The 20,730-nt window shown below is 38.0% G+C and carries 17 protein-coding genes; all 17 read left to right on the forward strand.

Annotation, left to right across the window (positions count from 1 at the left end; genetic code table 11):
* The first annotated feature begins 272 nt into the window (after positions 1-272).
* Positions 273-590 carry a TrbC/VirB2 family protein gene (locus tag HWV54_RS02535; RefSeq protein WP_005864490.1) on the forward strand — a complete coding sequence of 106 codons (318 nt, stop codon included), beginning with the start codon at positions 273-275 and terminating at the stop codon, positions 588-590.
* A complete protein-coding gene (locus tag HWV54_RS02540; protein WP_005864488.1) occupies positions 591-902 on the forward strand; it encodes a VirB3 family type IV secretion system protein in 312 nt (103 codons plus the stop codon).
* The gene (locus tag HWV54_RS02545; RefSeq protein ID WP_005864486.1) at positions 899-3,262 is read left to right on the forward strand and encodes a VirB4 family type IV secretion/conjugal transfer ATPase; all 2,364 of its coding nucleotides are present in this window, start codon (positions 899-901) and stop codon (positions 3,260-3,262) included. Before HWV54_RS02540 ends, HWV54_RS02545 begins: the two co-directional genes overlap by 4 nt.
* Entirely contained in the window at positions 3,259-3,696 is a 438-nt protein-coding gene (locus HWV54_RS02550; protein WP_005864484.1) for a TrbJ/VirB5 family protein, read from the forward strand. Before HWV54_RS02545 ends, HWV54_RS02550 begins: the two co-directional genes overlap by 4 nt.
* Positions 3,683-4,669, forward strand: coding sequence for a TrbL/VirB6 family protein (locus HWV54_RS02555; RefSeq protein ID WP_005864482.1), 987 nt, complete (start codon positions 3,683-3,685; stop codon positions 4,667-4,669). The genes HWV54_RS02550 and HWV54_RS02555 overlap by 14 nt, the downstream gene beginning before the upstream one ends.
* Before the next feature lie 205 nt (positions 4,670-4,874).
* A complete protein-coding gene (locus tag HWV54_RS02560; protein ID WP_005864480.1) occupies positions 4,875-5,189 on the forward strand; it encodes a hypothetical protein in 315 nt (104 codons plus the stop codon).
* A complete protein-coding gene (locus tag HWV54_RS02565) occupies positions 5,143-5,847 on the forward strand; it encodes a VirB8 family type IV secretion system protein (protein WP_198001858.1) in 705 nt (234 codons plus the stop codon). Before HWV54_RS02560 ends, HWV54_RS02565 begins: the two co-directional genes overlap by 47 nt.
* The gene (gene virB9 / locus HWV54_RS02570; RefSeq protein WP_005864477.1) at positions 5,844-6,707 is read left to right on the forward strand and encodes a P-type conjugative transfer protein VirB9; all 864 of its coding nucleotides are present in this window, start codon (positions 5,844-5,846) and stop codon (positions 6,705-6,707) included. Before HWV54_RS02565 ends, virB9 begins: the two co-directional genes overlap by 4 nt.
* Complete coding sequence (virB10, locus tag HWV54_RS02575) at positions 6,704-7,864, forward strand: type IV secretion system protein VirB10 (protein ID WP_005864475.1); 1,161 nt, start codon at positions 6,704-6,706, stop codon at positions 7,862-7,864. Before virB9 ends, virB10 begins: the two co-directional genes overlap by 4 nt.
* On the forward strand, positions 7,861-8,931 hold the full coding sequence (virB11, locus tag HWV54_RS02580) for a P-type DNA transfer ATPase VirB11 (RefSeq protein ID WP_005864473.1): 1,071 nt from the start codon (positions 7,861-7,863) through the stop codon (positions 8,929-8,931). Before virB10 ends, virB11 begins: the two co-directional genes overlap by 4 nt.
* 69 nt (positions 8,932-9,000) lie before the next feature.
* Complete coding sequence (locus HWV54_RS02585) at positions 9,001-9,207, forward strand: antitoxin VbhA family protein (RefSeq protein ID WP_005864471.1); 207 nt, start codon at positions 9,001-9,003, stop codon at positions 9,205-9,207.
* 10 nt (positions 9,208-9,217) lie between these two features.
* Positions 9,218-10,858 carry a BID domain-containing T4SS effector gene (locus HWV54_RS02590; protein ID WP_005864469.1) on the forward strand — a complete coding sequence of 547 codons (1,641 nt, stop codon included), beginning with the start codon at positions 9,218-9,220 and terminating at the stop codon, positions 10,856-10,858.
* 157 nt (positions 10,859-11,015) lie between these two features.
* Entirely contained in the window at positions 11,016-12,935 is a 1,920-nt protein-coding gene (gene traG / locus HWV54_RS02595; protein WP_005864467.1) for a Ti-type conjugative transfer system protein TraG, read from the forward strand.
* A 534-nt stretch (positions 12,936-13,469) separates the two neighbouring features.
* Entirely contained in the window at positions 13,470-15,068 is a 1,599-nt protein-coding gene (locus HWV54_RS02600) for a BID domain-containing T4SS effector (protein WP_005864465.1), read from the forward strand.
* 315 nt (positions 15,069-15,383) lie between these two features.
* Entirely contained in the window at positions 15,384-16,409 is a 1,026-nt protein-coding gene (locus tag HWV54_RS02605; protein ID WP_176953551.1) for a BID domain-containing T4SS effector, read from the forward strand.
* Positions 16,410-16,723: 314 nt separating this feature from the next.
* Positions 16,724-18,196, forward strand: coding sequence for a BID domain-containing T4SS effector (locus HWV54_RS02610; RefSeq protein ID WP_005864461.1), 1,473 nt, complete (start codon positions 16,724-16,726; stop codon positions 18,194-18,196).
* 295 nt (positions 18,197-18,491) lie between these two features.
* Positions 18,492-20,555 (forward strand): BID domain-containing T4SS effector, encoded by a 2,064-nt coding sequence (locus HWV54_RS02615; protein WP_005864457.1) that lies wholly within the window; start codon positions 18,492-18,494, stop codon positions 20,553-20,555.
* Positions 20,556-20,730 lie beyond the last annotated feature (175 nt).

The raw sequence follows: 20,730 nt of genomic DNA on the forward strand, positions 1-20,730 counted from the left end.
ATTTGTAAACAAAAAATATTTCTTACAGTGTTGGCTATTGCTATCTTGAAAAGTGATATACAACTTAAAATTGCCATTTTTATGCAAAACAATCTTAACAAGAAAATCTTCTATCTCTTTGACAGAATTTTGAGAGTGAGAAAGAACCACTATCAAAGCTTTTAAAACAACAAAGACAAAAAAGTGAACTGTAAGGTGAAAGAATGGAGTCTTTTAACCATGAGAGATAAGAGGATATCAAGAGACAAATTATTCTTTTCAAGAGAGGTAAAATGACAAACAATATATCCAAGAACATCATATTTATCATTATCATGTTACTTTTAACGGCGGTTGTTATATCAAATCCTTCTTATGCTGCCCCTACTGCTACTGGTGGATTTGGTAACCTTGATACTGTCTTAGGTAGTATTGTTAATATGATGACGGGAACAACAGCAAAACTCATTGCGATTATATGTGTTGCTGCCGTAGGTATTGGTTGGATGTACGGCTTTATTGATTTACGCAAAGCAGCTTACTGTATCATTGGTATTGGTATTGTTTTTGGAGCCCCTGCTCTCGTTAATAAATTAATAGGCACAACATAAATGAATGAAGATCCCCTTTTCCTTGCTTGTACAAGGCCAGCTATGTTTGCCGGTGTCACAATGGAAGCGATGGCCCTTAACATTATAGTCACTTCCATTCTCTTTATTCTAACAAGCGGGTTTACTATGATTGGTCTTGGCATTGGTATGCACTTTGTTTTGCGTGAAGTGACAAAACACGACCACAATCAATTTCGCGTATTATTTGCTTGGCTCAATACCCGAGGAAAACAAAAAAATCTCAAAAGATGGGGAGGAGGATCAACATCGCCGTTATGCCTTATCCGTAATTATAAGGAATTAAGCAGATGAAACAAACGTCAGTCATGAAAAGGGAGTCTTTACCTGAAGAATACATTCCCTATACACGACATGTTAATCAACATGTGATTGCCTTAAGTTCACGCTGCTTAATGACAGTGATAGCCATTGAGGGTATAAATTTTGACACTGCAGATATCGATCAATTAAATTCCTTACATAACCAACTAAATACGTTCTTGAAAAATATTGCGGATGAACGTGTTGCTTTATATTCTCATATTATCCGTCGTCGTGAGATGCTTTATCCAGAAGGACATTTTTTTTCGTCCTTTGCAGCAGCATTAGATGAAAAATATAAAAAGAAAATGGTTTCACAAGAGCTTTATAGAAATGATCTGTTTGTTTCACTGCTTTGGAATCCGGCATCAGATAAAACCGAACAGCTTGCCTCATTTTTTCAGCGCTTAACAAAAGCGAAGAAAACACAATCTGAACCTGATATGGAAGCCATTCAGAAACTCGAAGAATTAAGCCAAGATTTTATCCAAGGTTTGGAAGCTTATGATGCCCGCTTGTTATCAATTTATGAACATGATGGCATTTTATTTTCTGAACAAAGTGAATTTTTACACCAATTAGTGGGAGGAAGGCGTGAACGTATTCCCCTCACATTTGGTACTATTGCTTCAACGATTTACTCAGATCGTGTTATTTTTGGTAAAGAAATTATTGAAATTCGCCATGAAAGCAATGAACGCTTTGTTGGCATGTTTGGGTGGAAAGAATATCCCTCGAGGACACGCCCAGGTATGACCGATAGTTTACTAACAGTACCATTTGAATTCATTTTAACACAATCCTTTGTCTTTAAAAGTAAAGCCGCTGCCAGTGTCATTATGGGCCGTAAACAAAATCAAATGATTAATGTAGCCGATCGTGCCAGCTCACAAATTGAAGCACTTGATGAAGCACTCGATGACTTAGAGTCAAACCGTTTTGTTTTGGGCGAACATCACATTTCTCTAGCTGTTTTTGCGGATCATCCAAAAATATTGGCTGAAAACCTATCTAAAGCACGTTCGCATTTAACCAATGGAGGCGCAGTTATCGCCAGAGAAGATTTAGGATTGGAAGCAGCATGGTGGGCGCAATTGCCAGGAAACTTTAGCTATCGTGCACGCTCTGGAGCCATTACCAGTAGAAATTTTGCAGCTTTATCGCCCTTTCATTCTTTTCCCATTGGCAAACTGGAAGGCAATGTTTGGGGTTCCGCTGTAGCATTGTTGAAGACACAAGCTGGTTCACCTTATTATTTCAATTTTCATTATGGTGACCTTGGCAACACCTTTGTTTGTGGTCCATCAGGATCTGGTAAAACAGTGATTGTTAATTTTCTTCTCGCACAATTACAAAAACACAATCCTACAATGGTTTTTTTCGATAAAGATCAGGGAGCAGAGATTTTTGTGCGGGCAGGAGGTGGAAAATATAAACCTTTAAAAAACGGGCAGCCCACTGGCATTGCACCGTTAAAAGGTATGGAATATACCGAAAAAAACAAAGTCTTTCTGCGCAATTGGGTCTTAAAGCTCGTAACAACTGAAGGACAAACAGTAACAGAACAAGAGCGACAAGATATCGCTAAAGCCATTGATTCGTTGGAAAGTTTACCCCATGCACAACGCTCTCTTGGCGCTCTTCAACTGTTTTTTGATAACACATCAAAAGAAGGAATTGCTATACGATTACAACCCTGGATCAAAGGTAATGCCTTAGGCTGGGTATTTGATAACGATCAAGATGATCTCAATTTAAACGCGCAGTTCATCGGCTATGATATGACAGATTTCTTAGACAATGAAGAAATTCGGCGTCCCTTGATGATGTATCTGTTTCACCGCATTCTGCATCTTATTGATGGACGACGCATTATTATCGTCATTGATGAATTTTGGAAAGCGCTTGAAGATGATTCATTTAAAGCTTTTGCACAAGATCGCCTCAAGACGATCCGTAAACAAAATGGCATGATGCTGTTTGCGACGCAAAGCCCTAAAGATGCTTTAAACTCAACAATCGCCCACACAATTATTGAGCAATGTCCTACTCAAATATTTTTTCCAAATCAAAAAGCAAATTACGACGACTATGTTGAAAATTTTAAACTGACTGAGCGTGAATTTGAATTAATACAATCAGAATTAAGCAGAGAATCTCGTCGTTTTCTCATCAAACAAGGACAAAATTCTGTCGTCGCAGAACTTAACTTACGTGGAATGAATGATGAAATCGCTGTCTTAAGCGGCACAACTAAAAATATCGAACTTATGAACCAAATTATCAACGAATATGGAACAGACCCCGCCAAATGGCTGCCCATATTTCATCAAAGGAGAGAAAATCAATGAAAAAATACGGCTTAGTCACACTGTTATCTTTGTCTTTCATCTCTCATGCAACGTCACAAAACACATCATCTGTTGATGAATACTATAAAAGTGCAGTAGAGAACACCCAAAAACTAGACACTGCAGAATCGGACACAGCTCAGTCAATTTTCGAAAGTACAACGACAACTATAACAGAAATCCAGAAAATAAATAATAAATTTAACGCAAAACAACCACCCAAATCAGAAGAACTGCAAGCTCTTCAAATGGAACTGGCCCTTGTGCAGGCAAAGATTCAAGCAGATGCTTTAAAACTTCAGTCTCTTGCTATGATTCAAGAAAAAAACAAAAAAACAAAAGAAGAAATCCATGAAGAAAAAGCACAAGAAGAACACAAAAGGATTGCCGAAAAATTAAAAGAAGAACTTGAGAAATCTGATGTCCAATTTTAGTTTTGCTCCGTTCGAGAACATCTCTAATTATATTTTAGCCCCTCTTGATAATGTAATGAATACAACGGTGAGTGGTTTATCTTCTGCTATTTCAGCACCACTCAATCTTGCGTCAATCATTTTCATTTTTCTGTATGGCTATAATGTTATGACGGGTCGCGTTGCTCTTTCCATGCATAGTCTTCTTAACAATGTTGTTAAAATCGTTGTTGTTACAACAATGGCAACGAATGCGGATACATTTAATATCTATGTTAAAGATATTTTCTTTAATGATTTAGCAAACGCTATTGGGAATGCGCTCAACAACAACCCAACAAAATCCAATGTTTTTGATCATATTTTGTTAGAGGCAAGTTCACGCTATAATGAGGTCTTATCTAAAGCTTGGTTTCTTGAAAAGATCATGGTTGGCCTTCTTGGTTCTTTAATGATTTTGGCTGTTATTGTCTTTTGTATAGGTGGTTTTATCGTGCAAATGTTTGCACAGGTTGCACTTGTAATGATTATAGGTCTTGGGCCGCTTTTCATTAGTTTTTATTTATTCAATGCAACCAGAAAATTCACTGACGCATGGATTACTACATTGGTTAATTTTACCATTTTGCAAGTTTTAGTAATCATGCTTGGTACGATTATGTGTCAAATTATCATACACGTTCTCAAAGGTACATATGATTCGATCTATTATCTCTTTCCCCCTGTTGTTGTCATCTCGATAGTAGGAGCTATTCTTTTCCGTGCATTGCCTGGCATTGCTTCTGCTCTAGCTTCTGGTGGACCATACTTTAACGCTGGCTTCTCTTCAGGAGGACCGGTTTTATCGATGCTTTCTGGTGGTGCTCAAGCTGGTAGTAATGCAGCAAAAAGCGCAGTTTCAAAAATCTCTGGTGCAGCAGGTGCTGCAAGAAAAGTGGCAGGAACCGCAAGCAAAGCAGCAAAAATGGGAGGACAAGGCCGTGGCAACTTTTAATATCAAACACCTCTTAAAAAAAACCAGAGTTCTTATTTTTGCATTGCGTGCGTTCTCTAATGCACGCTCCGCGCACCTCTTGTATGAAACATCTGATATTCTTGGTTTCACAAAACCAATAAAAATTTTTTATCAGATGCTTTTGTAAGATGGTTCAGAGCAAAAGCCCCATGCGTTGTATTTCAAAGTATTTATGAGTTCAAAAATGAAACGAAAAATAACTTTTTTTGTGATTCTAACCATTGCTCTTACCGGCTGTGCTTCTCTGAGCGGCCCCAAAAAACCACCCCGATGTAATGGCAAACATACCCGTGCTTTAAATCAAGATAAGTGGGATTGGAACAATAATGGGTTCATTCTGCAAGAAAAAATCATAAAGCCCGTCACAACACCTATTATTCTCAACACCCTAGAAAGTGAAAAAGCAACAGCTGACGTAAGGATTAATACAGCTTTATTAAATCCTATAAACCATGAAACGCCTTTTGAGAAAACTGTGGAGGCCACGCGTGAAAAGTGATGCATTTGATAAATATGTAAAAGAAGCTCGCTCATTCGATATTGATCGTATGCATGGCATGCGTTTGCAAATGAAAATTGCCATGATTTTAACGGTGCTTTTTGGCTTAATAATAATTGCCTTAGCTTTGGCTGTGGCAGCACTAACACCCTTAAAAACCGTAGAACCTTTTGTGATCCGCGTTGATAATTCAACAGGTATTGTTGAGACAGTGAGTGCTTTAAAAGAATCTCCAAACAACTATGATGAAGCGATAACACGCTATTTTGCTAGCAAATATGTTCGTGCACGCGAGGGATTTCTGGCATCAGAAGCAGAAAATAATTTTCGCTTGATCTCTCTTTTATCTTCACCAGGAGAACAAAATCGTTTTGCAAAATGGTATGCAGGCAACAATCCAGAAAGTCCGCAAAATATCTATCAAAACATGATTGTTACGGTCACGATAAAATCAATCTCCTTTTTAAGCAACGATCTTATTCAAGTGCGTTATTACAAAACAATCAAAGAACCCAATGGAAAAGAAAGTATTTCCCATTGGGTTTCGATTTTAAACTTTTCCTATATTAACGCACAAATTTCAACAGATGACCGCTTAATCAACCCACTTGGCTTCCAAGTGTCGGAATATAGATCCGATCCAGAGGTGATAAAATGATTCAATTTTCAAAAACAATCTTTTTCGCTTTTATTGTTGCGATAAGCTGTCATACGATTCCGTCATTTGCGGAAACAGCACCTGTCAGTGCACGTAAAGACAATCGCATTAGATTTGTGAATTATGATCCATATAATGTCATACAAGTGATTGGCTCTATTCGTTCTTCAGTCCAGATTGAATTTGCTGAGGATGAAGAAGTAACTTATGTAGGGATAGGCAATTCCGTTGCTTGGCAAGTTGCCCCAGCAGGTCATTTTGTTTTTCTAAAACCACGTGAAGTTCAGCCCATCACGAATTTACAAATTGTAACAAGCCGTCAAGATGGCACAAAACGCTCTTATCAATTTGAACTCCAAGTGCGTGAAGGCGATGTTTCAGCAGGAAATGACACATATTTTCTGGTAAAGTTTCGTTATCCAGAAGATGAAGCCTTACGTAAGCAATTAGCCGAAGCAGCAAAAGCTGCACAGCGCGAAGAAAATTTTGTCAATGATATTTTTAATACCCATGAAGACTTTGGTCCACGCAATTGGGCTTATGAAGCGCAGGGCTCAACTCTAATTGAACCTACATCTGTTTATGACAACGGTAAAACAACAACATTTACATTTTTGGGCAATACTGAAATCCCGACTATTTATCTTGTCTCACGTGATGGACAAGAATCTCTTGTTCCAAAATCAATTAAAGGCAACAAAGTCATTGTTCATGCCACAGCTGCACAATTTACTTTGCGCCGTGGAAACGACGTGTTGTGCATTTTCAATAAAAGGTTCGTGCCTGAAGGAATTAATCCTGAAACTGGGACAACATCACCCTCTGTACAACGTAAAGTGAACATAGGAAATCAGCGATGAATAACGAAATGGATGAAAAAAATATCAATGATCGCGATATGATAAAAGACTTTCAAGGAAACAAACAACATAGTAATATAGGCAAAGCAGTTGCTCTTGTTATTCTTTTTGGTGTCTGTATTTATTTAGCATATTCAACGCTTGTCACAGACAAAAAACAACCCGTTGAACTTCCCAAAGAAGGAATTATTAAACAAACAGAATTTTTTCGCCCTACACAACTAAAGCCTGTATCTTTTGAACAGACCCAAAAAAATAGCGTTCTGTTGCCCAAAGTCGAGCTACCAACACCCAAAATAAATCAAAAAAAATCCAATGATGATTCTCTCATGGAAGCTGCACAACGTGCTCCTGTATTAGCCTACGCAAGTACACAGCAAAACAAAATGAGCACAGCAATAAATGCCGGCGTTTTGTCTAACAAACTTGAAAACAAACCTGATGAAACAGCACAGCGTTTTAATCATCTTCTCAAGCCAACAACCCTTGAAGGTATCCGCGCTTCAACACTTGGTAATCGGAATTACATCATTACGATGGGGACTTCCATTCCCTGTATCTTAGAAACAGCAATCAGCAGTGATCAACAAGGATTTACCAGTTGTATTGTTTCCAGAGATATTTTATCAGACAACGGACGCGTTGTTCTCCTTGATAAAGGCACTCAAATTGTTGGTGAATATCGTGCTGGATTAAAAAAAGGACAAAATCGTCTCTTTGTCCTCTGGAATAGAGCCAAAACACCAAATGGTATCATTATCACTTTAGCTTCACCAGCAACGGATGCTTTAGGACGTTCTGGTGTTGATGGTGATGTTGATAATCATTGGTTAGAACGGATTGGATCTGCGCTTCTTGTATCAATTGTCAAAGATGCAACAAATTATGCGAAAGGTCGTTTATCAAAAGGACCAGAAAAGAACGACACTGAAACACTTTCTTCTGGACCCAATATTGCAAATATCCTCGTAGAAAATTACGCCAATATTCCGCCAACATTAACCAAAAACCAAGGAGAAATGGTGAATGTTTTTGTTGCTCGTGATTTAGATTTCTCCAATGTTTATAAATTGCAAGTAATCGAAAGCAAAAAACAAATCACCAATCGAGCCCTTTCAAGAAACTTCTATAAAAATTCCACGGTAACTTTGAAATGACCCAAAATTTGGAAAAGCTGAATGATGAAACCGTCGCTATTGTTTTAACAAAACTTAAACCAATCCACACTTTTCTGAAAGACGATAGTCTTTTTGAAATTGTCATCAATCGTCCCTATCAAGTGATGACCGAAGGAATTGAGGGGTGGAAAACAATAGAAGTACCAGCCCTCTCATTTCATGAGCTTATGGGAATTGCTAAAGTTGTTGCTTCTTATTCTAAACAAAATATATCGGACAAAAATCCGATATTATCTGCTACCTTACCGAATAATGAGCGTATTCAAATTGTCATTCCTCCGGCAGTAGAAAAAGATACGATCAGTATGACAATTCGCAAACCCTCATCACGGAGTTTTTCTCTTGAAGATCTTTCAAATAACGGTCTTTTTTCGCTGTGTGAACAAGTGACATTCACACCTTTAAATGATTATCAATCACATTTTAACGAACTCAAAAACATTGAGCATAGCTTAGTAACCGCTTATTATAATAAGGATTTTGTCTTCTTTTTAAATCAGGCTGTAAAACGTCAAAAAAATATTTTGATTTCCGGAAAAACCGGCTCTGGTAAAACAACATTGTCAAAAGCATTAATCGCTAAAATCCCTAGTAATGAGCGTATTATAACTATCGAAGATACACAAGAATTGGTTGTGCCTCAACCCAACCACGTTTCTATGATCTATTCAAAAGACGGCCAAGGTTTAGCCTCTGTTGGTCCCAAAGAACTGCTCGAATCTGCATTACGTATGCGTCCTGACCGTATTCTTTTACAAGAACTTCGAGATGGTACAGCCTTTTATTATATCCGCAATGTCAATTCAGGACACCCCGGTTCTATTACAACAGTTCATGCCTCGACAGCACTTGCTGCTTTTGAACAAATGACTCTTTTGGTCAAAGAAAGTGAAGGAGGAAATAATTTAGAGCGTGATGATATCCGTGGTCTTTTGATTTCAATGATTGACATCATCATCCAATGTAAAAGGATTGAAGGAAAATTTAAAGTCACAGAGATTTATTACGACCCGTTCAAACAACGAAACATCTTTGGTGGTAATTAAAAAAGAGTTACCCCTTTTTAAAAAGGCTTTTTAAAGGCAATTATTGAAAAACAAAAAAGGAAGAATAGATTGCAAATAAAGACAACAGAAAATCTTTTTCCAATAACAGCGGAAGAGTTGAAAAAACGACGTGAAGCAGTTGATGCAACCATCAACAGTCATGCACTCGAAGGGATAACGCTTCATTCTAAAACGCTCAAGATTTTAGAAGAATATGCGAAGGGAAATATTTCATTAGAAGAATTTAACACCCTTATGGACAATGCTACATTATAAGGAAGGAATGATGCCAAAACTAAAATTTAAAAAAACAAATGCCTCATCTATCATTCCTTCCCCTCGCCATTATACTTATCCTAATAGTGTTACACTGAAAAATAAATATGGAATAAAGGATCTTAAAACTCTTCTCGAAAAATGTTCACATGATTCAGCAAAAGCAATGATCAACCTGCGCCTTGAATCGGCTCCAGAACGTTTTGATTCCTCCTATCTAAAATATCTTCATTTTCACTTGTTTAAAAATACATTTGAATGGGCTGGTCATACCCGTGATGAATACTTTAAATTTTCTGATGGTACCACTGCCACCATGCCAGAAATGCAAAGAACAGGATGGACACTTCCTTTTGCAATCGGTGATCAGATCCAAGAAGGATTACAAAAATTAGATCAAACACTTGTTGAAAAGAACAATTTGAAAGGCTTAACACGTGAAGAATTTACCCATGAAGCAGTCAACTTGTTCAACTCCCTCAATCATATTCACCCTTTCAGAGAAGGAAATGGACGCACACAACGAATTTTCTTTGAAAAACTTGCACAAGCTGCAGGCCATCAGCTTGAATTTTCGCTTGTGACAAAAGAGCGAATGATGGTTGCCAGTGTTGCGGTCGCAGAAGATGGCAACCTAGAACCTATGCAGCATCTGTTTGAGGATATCTCTAATCCAAAAAAAATTCGTGTTTTAAAAGAATTCATGGATAACATAAAAGAGACAGGACGCAATGTAAATGATCGTCCTGTTATGGTTGCAAAAGAGGGTGAAACTTACTCAGGCATCTATAAAGGTGCTGGTTTTGAAGGTTTTGCGTTTAACGTGAAGGGTGCTTATATCATCGGCAATAAAGATGATCTTACACCAGAACAATTAAAAACATTAAAACCCGGTGATAAAATTACCTTTACAGCTCCAACAGCCGAAAAGCTTGAAAATACGCTTATTCCAAAAGAGACATTAGCCTCTTTGACAAAAAATGAAACTGCCAGATTAATTGCAGAAGATGCTCTTGTCCAGACAACTCGACAACAAATTCAGCTTTTGTCAAAAATTGTTTATGGCAGTTCAAAAACATTAAATAAACAGACGATAGAGATAATTAAGAATCCAAACTTCGGAAACATACTCGCTAGACAGATAGCGGACTCTCCTCGCTCTGTTGCTAATCTTGCAGGTATCGACCTTATTTGCTTTAAAAATCAGGCTCGTATAAATGCTGAAGAACATACTTTGCTACTCAGTGATGCAATTGCAAATTATACCTATGTTGTAAGAGATGCTGAAAAGCAAATCACACAAGAGCATAAAGCAGAACAAAAACGCCGAGAACAAGTGGTAGAAATGCCGAGTAAAAGCTTACAAGAACTCCTTTCTTTACCACAAGAACAACAAAGAGAAATTTTGTCTTCTTCCCCTACACTAAAACAAGAACTTAATGTTTTGAGGAACAAAATACATAATCGTCTTTCCTTAAACGAGCATAAAGCACTCAAGAACCATGATTATGAGAAACTCGCTGAAAGTATTGGCACATCCGTATCTAAAGCAAAAGAGCTCACACAAACCATTCAGAAAATCAGAGAAGCTCACCAGCAAATACAAAAACGTGCAGTAAATCGTTCAGAAATGCTCTCTATGGCTATCTAAAAAGTATGAGACTTTATGTCCTCTATTTGAATACAAAAACTGAGAGGTATTTAACATTTTTCCGCTCATGAAAAAAGTAAACCGTTTAATACTCTACCGTCAATTTTAAAAATATTATGAATAACATATCTGGAGAAAACTGAAAGATAAGGTAAAAATGAAATATACAAAAACACAGCTAGCGCTTATTTTAGCGCCAATTGCTTTAGGGATTTTAACAATATTCCTCATACCTCATTTGCTGTCGTTTTTCACAAATGGGCTAAAAACTTCTCAACTTTATTGGTATCTTCGTTTAGAGCCTTTATTGATGTTGGTAATGGTTGCTACCGTATCACTGTTTTATACTCTCTCACAACAACTGCACTTGCGCAAAAAGATCACATTTGTATCAGCTGTCTTTTTTGGGATCATTGCTCTATATCATATTGGTGGTGAGATACAACGTTTAAGTCCCTATGTTGGCCAACAAGGCATAACTTGGAGCTATGCTCTAAAGTTTATGGATCCTATGGTAGTCTTTGGCACTATCATCGGTGTTGCGCTTTTAGCAATTCAGGTTATAGCGGCTTCCCCACGCACAAGTAAGATCAAGCGTGCCAAAAAAGGAATTTTTGGTGATGCTTCATGGATGCGTTTAAAAGATGCAGCAAAAATTTTTCCGGCTAATGGTCAAATTGTTGTTGGTGAAAGATACCGCGTTGATCAAGATAGCGTACGTGATATACCCTTTGCGCCTGGCAATAAAACAACATGGGGAAAGGGTGGAACAGTGCCTTTGCTGTCCTTTAATCTTGATTTCGGTTCAACCCATATGATCTTTTTTGCCGGATCTGGTGGATATAAAACAACAAGTACAGTCATTCCAACATGTTTAACATATCCAGGATCTATTGTTTGCCTTGACCCTTCAACCGAAGTTGCTCCTATGGTTAGATTTGCGCGGAAGAAAATGGGCAATAGAAATGTTATTGTTCTCGACCCCAACTCAATCATAACAAAAAATTTTAATGTACTTGATTGGCTTTTAGACGATAGTATTCCGCGTACAAGACGTGAAGCTAATATTGTGGGTTTTGCTAAATTGCTTCTCACGGATAAAAAATCAGAGAATTCTTCAGCAGAATATTTTTCGACACAAGCGCATAATCTTTTAACCGCTCTTCTTGCGCATGTTATATTTTCTGATGAATATGAAGACAGTGAACGCAATTTAAAAACATTGCGCGGCATTCTCTCTCAATCAGAAACAGCTGTCGTAAATCAATTGCGTATGATTCAAGAAACAACACCTTCTCCTTTTATTCGTGAAATGGTTGGTATTTTCACAGAAATGGCAGAACAAACTTTTTCAGGTGTCTATACAACAGCATCAAAAGACACTCAGTGGCTTTCCTTGTCCAATTACGCTAATCTTGTCTGTGGCAATGATTTTGCATCCTCGGATATCGCAAACGGAAATACAGATGTTTTTCTCAATCTTCCCGCTAGCATTTTAAACAGTTACCCAGCAATTGGACGTGTGATTATTGGTGCCTTTTTAAATGCAATGGTTACAGCTGACGGAAATTACAAAAAACGTGTTTTGTTTGTCTTAGATGAAGTTGATCTTCTTGGTTATATGAATATTTTAGAAGAAGCGCGCGATCGTGGCCGTAAATACGGTACATCCTTAATGCTCTTTTACCAATCTACTGGTCAGTTGGTCAATCACTTTGGAGAAGCAGGAGCACGATCATGGTTTGAAAGCTGTTCATTTGTAAGTTATGCTGCCATTAAAGACCTTCAAACAGCCAAAGACATTTCAGAGCGCTGTGGTCAAATGACAGTGGAAGTAACCGGAACAAGCAAATCGAGAGGTTTATCTTTTGGAAAAGGCTCTTATAACATTAATTATCAACAAAGAGCACTGATTTTACCTCACGAAATTATTCAAGAAATGCGTCAAGATGAACAAATTATTCTGATGCAGGGTCATCCCCCTTTACGATGTGGTCGAGCGATCTATTTTAGAAGAAAAGAAATGTTAGCGGCTGCTGAAAAGAACCGTTTTGCCCCACAAGCAAAGAACAATTGAAAAGATCCCTAAGTTCTGTTTCATAAAAGCCTATTTAAAAGGAATTTTCACATGACTCAACAAAAAAATATGGGAAAGAAACGTTTTTAATTCTTTCTTTTAGGCGTGTGCTTACCAGCACTATTATTCTTTATGAAAGACTCCAAAACAACCAGATTATCAATGGCGAGCATGACTACAAAATTCATACTCTACCTCTCCATAAAAGAATTTTTGCAGAAAAATACTTAGAAAGACTGTCATTTTTACCCCTAATAAACAAGGGAGAAAATCCACCAAACAAGTGTTCCATAAAAAAATGAAAAAAGACAACGTGCATAAACAACCCGAACAGAGCACTCTGTATTTCTCACATAAGAAGAATTACAAAATTGCCCTAAGAATTAATATAGCTATCAATCGCCTATGTACTTAAGGAAATGATGCCCATCCATAAATGCTCAAAATCTCAAAACAATACGCGAAGGGGGAACTTTTTACACAAAAAGTTTAACACATTCTCATCAGTCACCCTAGCCTATAAGGAGAGAATATATGTTAGAGCAAAATTATCTATATAAAAATAGCAACACCTTGAAAAATAAATATGGCATCAAAGATCCTAAAAAATTGTATGAACGCTGTGCCCATGATGCAGCCAAAGAAGCCATAAATTTTCGTTATGAACCACTACCACAAAGATTTGATGCTGCTTATTTGAAAACAATTCACTGGGCACTCTTCCATAAAAGTTTTGCGTGGGCCGGTCAGACTCGTGATAAACCTTTTACATTTGAAGATGGCAGTACAGCCCGTATGTCAGCAATGCGCCCTAAAGGCTTTGAAGTTCCTTTTGCCATCGGTCCACAGATTCAAAAAGAGCTTAAACAATTAGAGCAAATGCTTAGCGCAAAGAATAATTTACGGGGCTTATCACGTCAAGAATTTGCTACAAGTGCTGCTGAAATCTTTATACTTCTCGACCATATACATCCTTTTAGAAAAGGTAATGGACGCACACAGCGAATGTTCATGGAAAAACTTGGACAAGCTGCAGGCCATCAGATTGACTTTTCTTTTACAACAAAAGAACGTCTGAAACAGGCAAGTATTCAAGCAATGCAACATGGCAATCCAGAACCAATGAAACATCTCTTTGAAGATATTACGCATCCCCAGAAATCGCTTGTTTTAAGGGAATTTATTTCTCACATGAAAAATGCCGGACTTGTGGAAATCAACGATCGTATTGTGATCGCGGCAAAAGAAGGTGAGATTTATGACGGCATCTATAAAGGTATGGGAGCAGAAGGTTTTGTCATAGAGGTTGGAGATGTTTTTGTGGTTAGCAACAAAGATGAACTCTCACCAGAGCAAATTAAGACATTACAAAACGGTGCACGCATCTGTTTTGAAAAACCAGATGCGCAGAACTTAAAAGAAGTGCTCATTCCAAAAGAGACATTAGCACCTCTTACAAATGAAGAATTAACCATAAGAATTGCAAAGGATCCCTTTGTCGAAGTACGACGAAAAGAAATCGAGCGCTTATCAAAGATTATCTATAATAACCCGCAAATCCTAAATGTAAAAATGGATATGATAAATGCAGATCCAAGCTTGGGCAGAATATTCGCTGATCACATTGCTGAAAATCCTCAATTGATCTGTAAATTTGCGGGAATAAAAATGCTTTGCATAAAAAGTTCAGAACGCAAACGAGCTGAAGAGCATATACCACAGCTTAGTGAAATGCTTAAAAATTATACGACAACTGTACAACAAACAAAGGAAGAAATTCTAGAACAGCACGCAAGAGAACAAAAACGCTTGAGCCACTCTATCAAAAAACCGGAGCAAGACTTGCAAAACTTTCTTGCCTTACCACCAGAACAACAAAAAAACGCTTTGTCTGATTCTTCTACACTACGACAACAACTCCATGTTTTTGCGCATCAATTACACAATCGTTTATCACCAGAGGACCGTAAAGCCATACAACAAAAGGACTATAAAAAACTTTCTTGCACGCTTGGTGTATCAGAAAGCAAAGCAAAAGAAATTACACACATCGTAAATCTCACCAAAAAAGCGCAATGTCAAATGCGAACCCTCAAACTTAGTTGCCCCTCATCGATAGCTCTTACTAGCTAAATACAAATATAGCTTTGGCCTTTCCTTTGATCCTTGGTGCAAGTCATTTTAGCTTGGTTGTTCCCAAAAATTGTTAGAAAATATTACAAAAAAGTTTCATCAAAATACATTTCGTAATTTTATATAACTTATTGATAAAATTTCACAAAAAAACTGTATAAAAGACATAAATGTTGTTTACTTTCCTCTTTTGAATAGCGCGAGTCTTTGGAGGTCATTCAGATTAATATCTTCCTTTTGGTATAAAAGCTATCAAAGCATAAAGGTGGAGAGTGCACCAAAGAGGTTTTTTAAAAATATTGAAAGGAAACATGCATGAAAAAAAGTCACCCACACCCTTCTACATCAGCGAATCCAGAGCCCCTCTACGCAAAGGTTAATAAACCACATCGAGGACAGGGTCCCTCGCGACCAGAAGAACCTGTCTATGCAGATCTTGATTTTGAAAGACGTAGAGGGCAGCATTCCCGGCAACTAGAGGAAACTGTTTATGCAGCAATTGCTGCAGGCGGAAATGGGAGACGCTCCCCTCGACAATCAGAAGAAATTGTCTATGCAGATCTTGATTTTGAAAGACGTAGAGGCCAGCATTCCCGGCAACTAGAGGAAACTGTTTATGCAGCAGTTGCTGCGGGCGGAAATGGGAGACGTTCCCCTCGACAGTCAGAAGAAACTGTTTATGCAGATCTTGACTTTGAAAGACGTGGAGGGCAGCATCCCCGGCAACCAGAAGAAACTGTTTATGCAGCAGTTGCTGCGGGCGGAAATGGAAGACGTTCCCCTCAACCGTCACAAGAAGCTACCCGTGCAGCAGCTCACCCAGGAAGGTCAACCCCTCCCCTAGGAGATATTAATAAAGAGCTTAAAAGGCACGTAGGAGTCCGATATGGTGAAGAAAAAATCTCACATTTGTGCGCAATTGTTTATGGTAACCCGGATGCTTTAAAGGAGAAACTTAACTCCATTATTGAAAACCCTGGTACAGGAGAAGAGGTCTTATGGGATCTAGCTTCAAACCCTCAGAGTGTGGGTAAGTTAGCAGGTAGAAAAGTTTTCGGCATAAAAAGTCCAAAACGGAGACAGGCTGAAGGAGAATTTAATTCTCTTTGTTCGGCTTTTGAAAAACATGTAAATATTGTAGAGAAGGTGCGTAATGATATTGAACGTCAGTACCGAAAACACAAAGGCCCTGAAAACACAAGAGAACAACAGGTAGAAAGAGAAGAACAGGTAAAAGTAAAATCTCATCATCACACAAGAGAAAAACAACCCACTGTTCCAGAGCAAAGTAGGCAACCACGCAAAGCTGCTCACTCAAAAGGAATGGCTTTTGCTATGTGAGCATGCATAATATAAAAACGCATAAATTTTTACCTTTTAGTTGATTGCTTGGCACAAATCATTTTCTTTTGATTGTGCCAAGAATTGTTATGAAATGTTACAGAAAAATTTCATCAAAATACATTTCGTAATTTTATATAACTTATTGATAAAATTTCACAAAAAAACTGTATAAAAGACATAAATTTCATTTACCCTCATTGTCGAATAGCGCAAGTCTTTGGAGCCATTCGAATTGAGATCTTTCATGAAAAACATAAAGGTGGAGAGTGCGCCAAAGAGGTTTTCTAGAACATTATTGAAAGGAGACATGCATGAAAAAAAATCAACCTTCTTTTTCTCCACAGCGTTCGGTACAAGAACTTATAAGACTCTACGAACAAAGGGCCCAAGAGGCAGCTGCTTCGCAGGCTTCTTCCACGAAATCTTCTCTAAAAAACAAAAAAACGTCTCCTCACCCAGAAGAAAAAGAACAACAACAATCTACAGGAAATATACAACAATCTGCAGGAAATCAACAATCTGCAGGAAATATTGTGACTAGAGAGCAAGAAGGCGGTCTGCCTTCATCGGTTAATCCCAAATCGACATCCTCTTTTATGCAAGAAGGAGATGATGGAAATCCTGAACCCATATACAGCACAATTAATCACGAACCCATATACAGCACAATTACGAGACCAGGAACAAGGCTTCCTCCGATACCTGAAGAGGATGAAAATTCTCTTTTTGAAGAAAATATTCTCGATGCAGGACAAACTTCAAGAAAAGAAGAAGCTGTCTACGCAACAGTACCTCCACGAAGGGGAAGAATTGTTCTCTCAGAACAACAAATTTCAAGTTTAATTTCACACAACCAATTGGTGAGAGCATATAAAGAAGAAATCCATCAGTGTTGCCGAGTTGTTTATGGCAATTCATATGTTTTGCGAGAACAAATTGGAGAACTGTTTACAAATCCTGGTAAAGGAGAAGAACTCTCAGGGCAGCTTGCAGTAAATCCTGAAAGTGTTCATGGACTTGCCGGTAGGAAAACATTTGGCATAAAAAATAGGATGCGCCAAGAAGCAGAAGGAAGTCTTCCTCTCCTTTGTGGGAGTGTTGAATGTTATGCAGAAGCTATAAAACATGCAAGACAAGGTTTGTCTTCGACTCCAGAAGTAGCACTAGCATCCTATGAACAATTAATAGGGCGCGATGCAGTAGACAAAATTCTACAAAGTCCGCTTCATTCTGGAAGTGAAAGAGACCTCCTTTTAAATAGTGAGATTTCCGAACAAATTAACCAAAAACCAATGGTCAAACTACATGCTGCACAAATTCGATATTGGTGCAAAGTTGTTTTTGGCAACGAGAATATTTTGCAAGAAAGAATTGGGGAGTTGTTTACAAACCCTGATATGGGAAGAGAATTCTCATTGGAAATTGGAGAAAGTCCTAAGGATTTTGGTAAATTTGCCGGTGTCAGTATGTGTGGCTTAAAAAATAAAGCGCGCAAACATGCCGAAGCAGGTCTTTCACACTTATGTTGTGCTGTTGAAAATTATGCAGTCACTGTAAAACAAGCAAGAGAGAGCATTTTCCAAACCCAACAAGAAGGGCAAAAACAGAGTGAAATGTCTGTGAGATCAAGTCAAGGCTTATCACAATCTCTTCAACCGTCTGAGGGCTTATCAGCAGCTGCACCTCAGGAAATACCTGAGAGTTCTAGACGTGTTCCGGAAAGACAGCAAGACGTTAGACCACGCAGAGCTCTACAATCAAAAGCGATAGCTTTCGCCAGCTAAACCTGCATAAACTTTCGCTTTTTCATCTGGTTTCTTGGTGCAACTCCTACAGAATGTTTTGCACCAAGAAAGGTACGTAATTTAAGGAAAAGTTTCATCACAATCCCTCATGATTAACCTCATTAATTAATTGTGTAAGTAAATGTTACAAACATCAACCATGATCTGCATAACAACACAAAATCATTTGAAATCATTCAATTTGACATCCTCTTTTGAAAGAAAAAATTTATGAAAATGAAGAGTACGTCAACAAAGTTTTCAAAATATTGAGACAGCTTGAAAGGAAATTTGCATGAAAAAAAATCAACTCTCCCCTCTTGTAGCGCGCATGGTGGAAGAATTTGAAAGACGCAATGAACAATCGGCTGCAGCACCAGCTAACCCTAGAGTTACGCAAAATGTTCAAAAATCATCTCATCCAAAATCTCCAGAAAAAGGTGAACATACAACGGCTACTCCACCTACAACGTCTTATGTAAGAAACACGGAGCAAAGCAATATAGCTCCACAAGATAGCCAAACTCTACACCTAAGGGCCACTCCACAAAGATCATCTCGTGCAAAAGACCATGAGCGCATAAAAACACAAAATCCTGAAGTTCTATATGATATACCTGTCTCGCAAAAACTGTCACACTTGGGAGAAAAATTAAATAAAGCAAAGCTAGAAGAAGAGCCACACTATGCCACACCTGCTCCACAAAAACCACCGCGCGCAATAGATAAGAAGCAAGACAATTCATCAGACCAAGAAAGTGAAATCCTATACGCAACTCCTGCGTCACAAAAACCATCTCACATAAAAGAGTCATCTCCTAATATAATGCAACGAAACCTATTGCTCGAAGCATATCAGGAAGAAATTCGATTTTGGTCTGGCGTTGTTTATGATAACCGACTTATTTTAGAAGAGGAAACAAAAGAGATTAAAAGAAATCCTGCTATGGGAGAACAATTCTCATGGAAGATTGCAACATACCCTCATTCTGTTTCTAAGCTTGCTGGTAAAAAAATTCTTGGCATAAAAAATAAGAAGCGCAGACAAGCTGAAGAAAGTGTTTCTTCCCTATGTTCTGCTATTAGTAGTTATGCATATACTGTAAAATACTCACAAGAAAGCAGTTTGTTTGTTTCTCATGCAGAACAAAAAACTGAAAAGGCTACGCTCCCTCTATCAAATAGAGAAATTGCCAATAGAGTTCAAAGAGATCCTTCGGTTCGATATGCTCAAGAAGAAATCTGTTATTGGGCCAATATTGTTTATGGCGACCCATTTATTTTTCAGCAAAGAGCTGAAGAGATTCAAAAAAGTCCCAGAATGGGAGAAGAGCTTTCATGGCAAATTAGAAGTTATCCTACATTTTTCTCACCACTTGCTGGAAAGAAAGTGCTTGGCATAAAAAATAAAACACGGAAAAGAGCTGAAGCATATCTCCCCTCTCTATGTATAGCCATTGATGATTATACGGAGACTGTAAAACAAGTAAGAGAAAGTATTGCACAAGCCCATCAGACACAACAAAGACACCAAGAAGCAGCTACTGGATTGGATAAAAGCTTGCTAAGACAGGAAAGCATCTTGCAATCGTCTCAACTCACTGAAGGCCAATCAAAAAGCAGGCTTCAAGAAACTGCCGAAACCTCCAGACAAACAGAAAAGAAATTACAAGATGTACGACCACGCACAGTTGCGGCAACCTCAAAACGCACTGAACAACACTTACAAGAAAAAGTTTTGCAGACTTCTCATGCAAAACAAAAACGCCATGAACAAAAAACTGAAAAGGTTATGATCCCTCTATCAAACAGAGAAATTGCCAATAGAGTTCAAAGAGATCCTTCGGTTCAATATGCTCAAGAAGAAATCTGTTATTGGTCCAATATTGTTTATGGCGACCCACTTATTTTTCAGCAAAGAGCTGAAGAGATTCAAAAAAGTCCCGGAATGGGAGAAGAGCTTTCATGGCAAATTAGAAATTATCCTACATTTTTCTCACCACTTGCTGGAAAGAAAATGCTTGGCATAAGAAGTGAAGCACGTAAAAGAGCTGAAGCAAATCTCCCCTCTTTATGTACAGCCATTGATAATTATACGGAGCTTGTAAAACAAGTAAGAGAAAGCATTACACAAACCCATCAGAAACAACAACAACAAAGACACCAAGAAGCAGCTACTGGGTTGGATGAAAGCTTGCTAACACAGGAAAGCGTCTTACAATCTTCTCGATTGACTGAACACCTATCAGAAAGCAGGCTTCAAGGAATTGCCGAAACCTCCAGACAAGCAGAAAAGAGATTACAAGATGTACGACCACGCACAGCTACACCAGCAAAAGCAATGGCTTTTGCGAGCTAAATTCCATAAGCTCTGATTTTTAACCTAAACCCTTGGTGTAATCATTTTACATAGATTACACCAAATATAAGACAAAACGTTTTTGTTATTCTACCTAACTAACTGATAAATTTATATAATAATACCTCATAACAATTACAAACATTAGTCATGATCCATACAAATAAAGCGAAAT

The sequence above is a fragment of the Bartonella alsatica genome (genome assembly GCF_013388295.1).
GTDB classification, from domain to species: Bacteria; Pseudomonadota; Alphaproteobacteria; order Rhizobiales; family Rhizobiaceae; genus Bartonella; species Bartonella alsatica.

What these genes read in the sequence shown, in the direction of transcription:
- HWV54_RS02535 (WP_005864490.1), top strand. Translation starts at nt 273, where the DNA reads ATGACAAACAATATATCCAAGAACATCATATTTATCATTATCATGTTA.
- HWV54_RS02540 (WP_005864488.1), top strand. Translation starts at nt 591, where the DNA reads ATGAATGAAGATCCCCTTTTCCTTGCTTGTACAAGGCCAGCTATGTTT.
- HWV54_RS02545 (WP_005864486.1), top strand. Translation starts at nt 899, where the DNA reads ATGAAACAAACGTCAGTCATGAAAAGGGAGTCTTTACCTGAAGAATAC.
- HWV54_RS02550 (WP_005864484.1), top strand. Translation starts at nt 3,259, where the DNA reads ATGAAAAAATACGGCTTAGTCACACTGTTATCTTTGTCTTTCATCTCT.
- HWV54_RS02555 (WP_005864482.1), top strand. Translation starts at nt 3,683, where the DNA reads ATGTCCAATTTTAGTTTTGCTCCGTTCGAGAACATCTCTAATTATATT.
- HWV54_RS02560 (WP_005864480.1), top strand. Translation starts at nt 4,875, where the DNA reads ATGAAACGAAAAATAACTTTTTTTGTGATTCTAACCATTGCTCTTACC.
- HWV54_RS02565 (WP_198001858.1), top strand. Translation starts at nt 5,143, where the DNA reads ATGAAACGCCTTTTGAGAAAACTGTGGAGGCCACGCGTGAAAAGTGAT.
- virB9 (WP_005864477.1), top strand. Translation starts at nt 5,844, where the DNA reads ATGATTCAATTTTCAAAAACAATCTTTTTCGCTTTTATTGTTGCGATA.
- virB10 (WP_005864475.1), top strand. Translation starts at nt 6,704, where the DNA reads ATGAATAACGAAATGGATGAAAAAAATATCAATGATCGCGATATGATA.
- virB11 (WP_005864473.1), top strand. Translation starts at nt 7,861, where the DNA reads ATGACCCAAAATTTGGAAAAGCTGAATGATGAAACCGTCGCTATTGTT.
- HWV54_RS02590 (WP_005864469.1), top strand. Translation starts at nt 9,218, where the DNA reads ATGCCAAAACTAAAATTTAAAAAAACAAATGCCTCATCTATCATTCCT.
- traG (WP_005864467.1), top strand. Translation starts at nt 11,016, where the DNA reads ATGAAATATACAAAAACACAGCTAGCGCTTATTTTAGCGCCAATTGCT.
- HWV54_RS02600 (WP_005864465.1), top strand. Translation starts at nt 13,470, where the DNA reads ATGTTAGAGCAAAATTATCTATATAAAAATAGCAACACCTTGAAAAAT.
- HWV54_RS02605 (WP_176953551.1), top strand. Translation starts at nt 15,384, where the DNA reads ATGAAAAAAAGTCACCCACACCCTTCTACATCAGCGAATCCAGAGCCC.
- HWV54_RS02610 (WP_005864461.1), top strand. Translation starts at nt 16,724, where the DNA reads ATGAAAAAAAATCAACCTTCTTTTTCTCCACAGCGTTCGGTACAAGAA.
- HWV54_RS02615 (WP_005864457.1), top strand. Translation starts at nt 18,492, where the DNA reads ATGAAAAAAAATCAACTCTCCCCTCTTGTAGCGCGCATGGTGGAAGAA.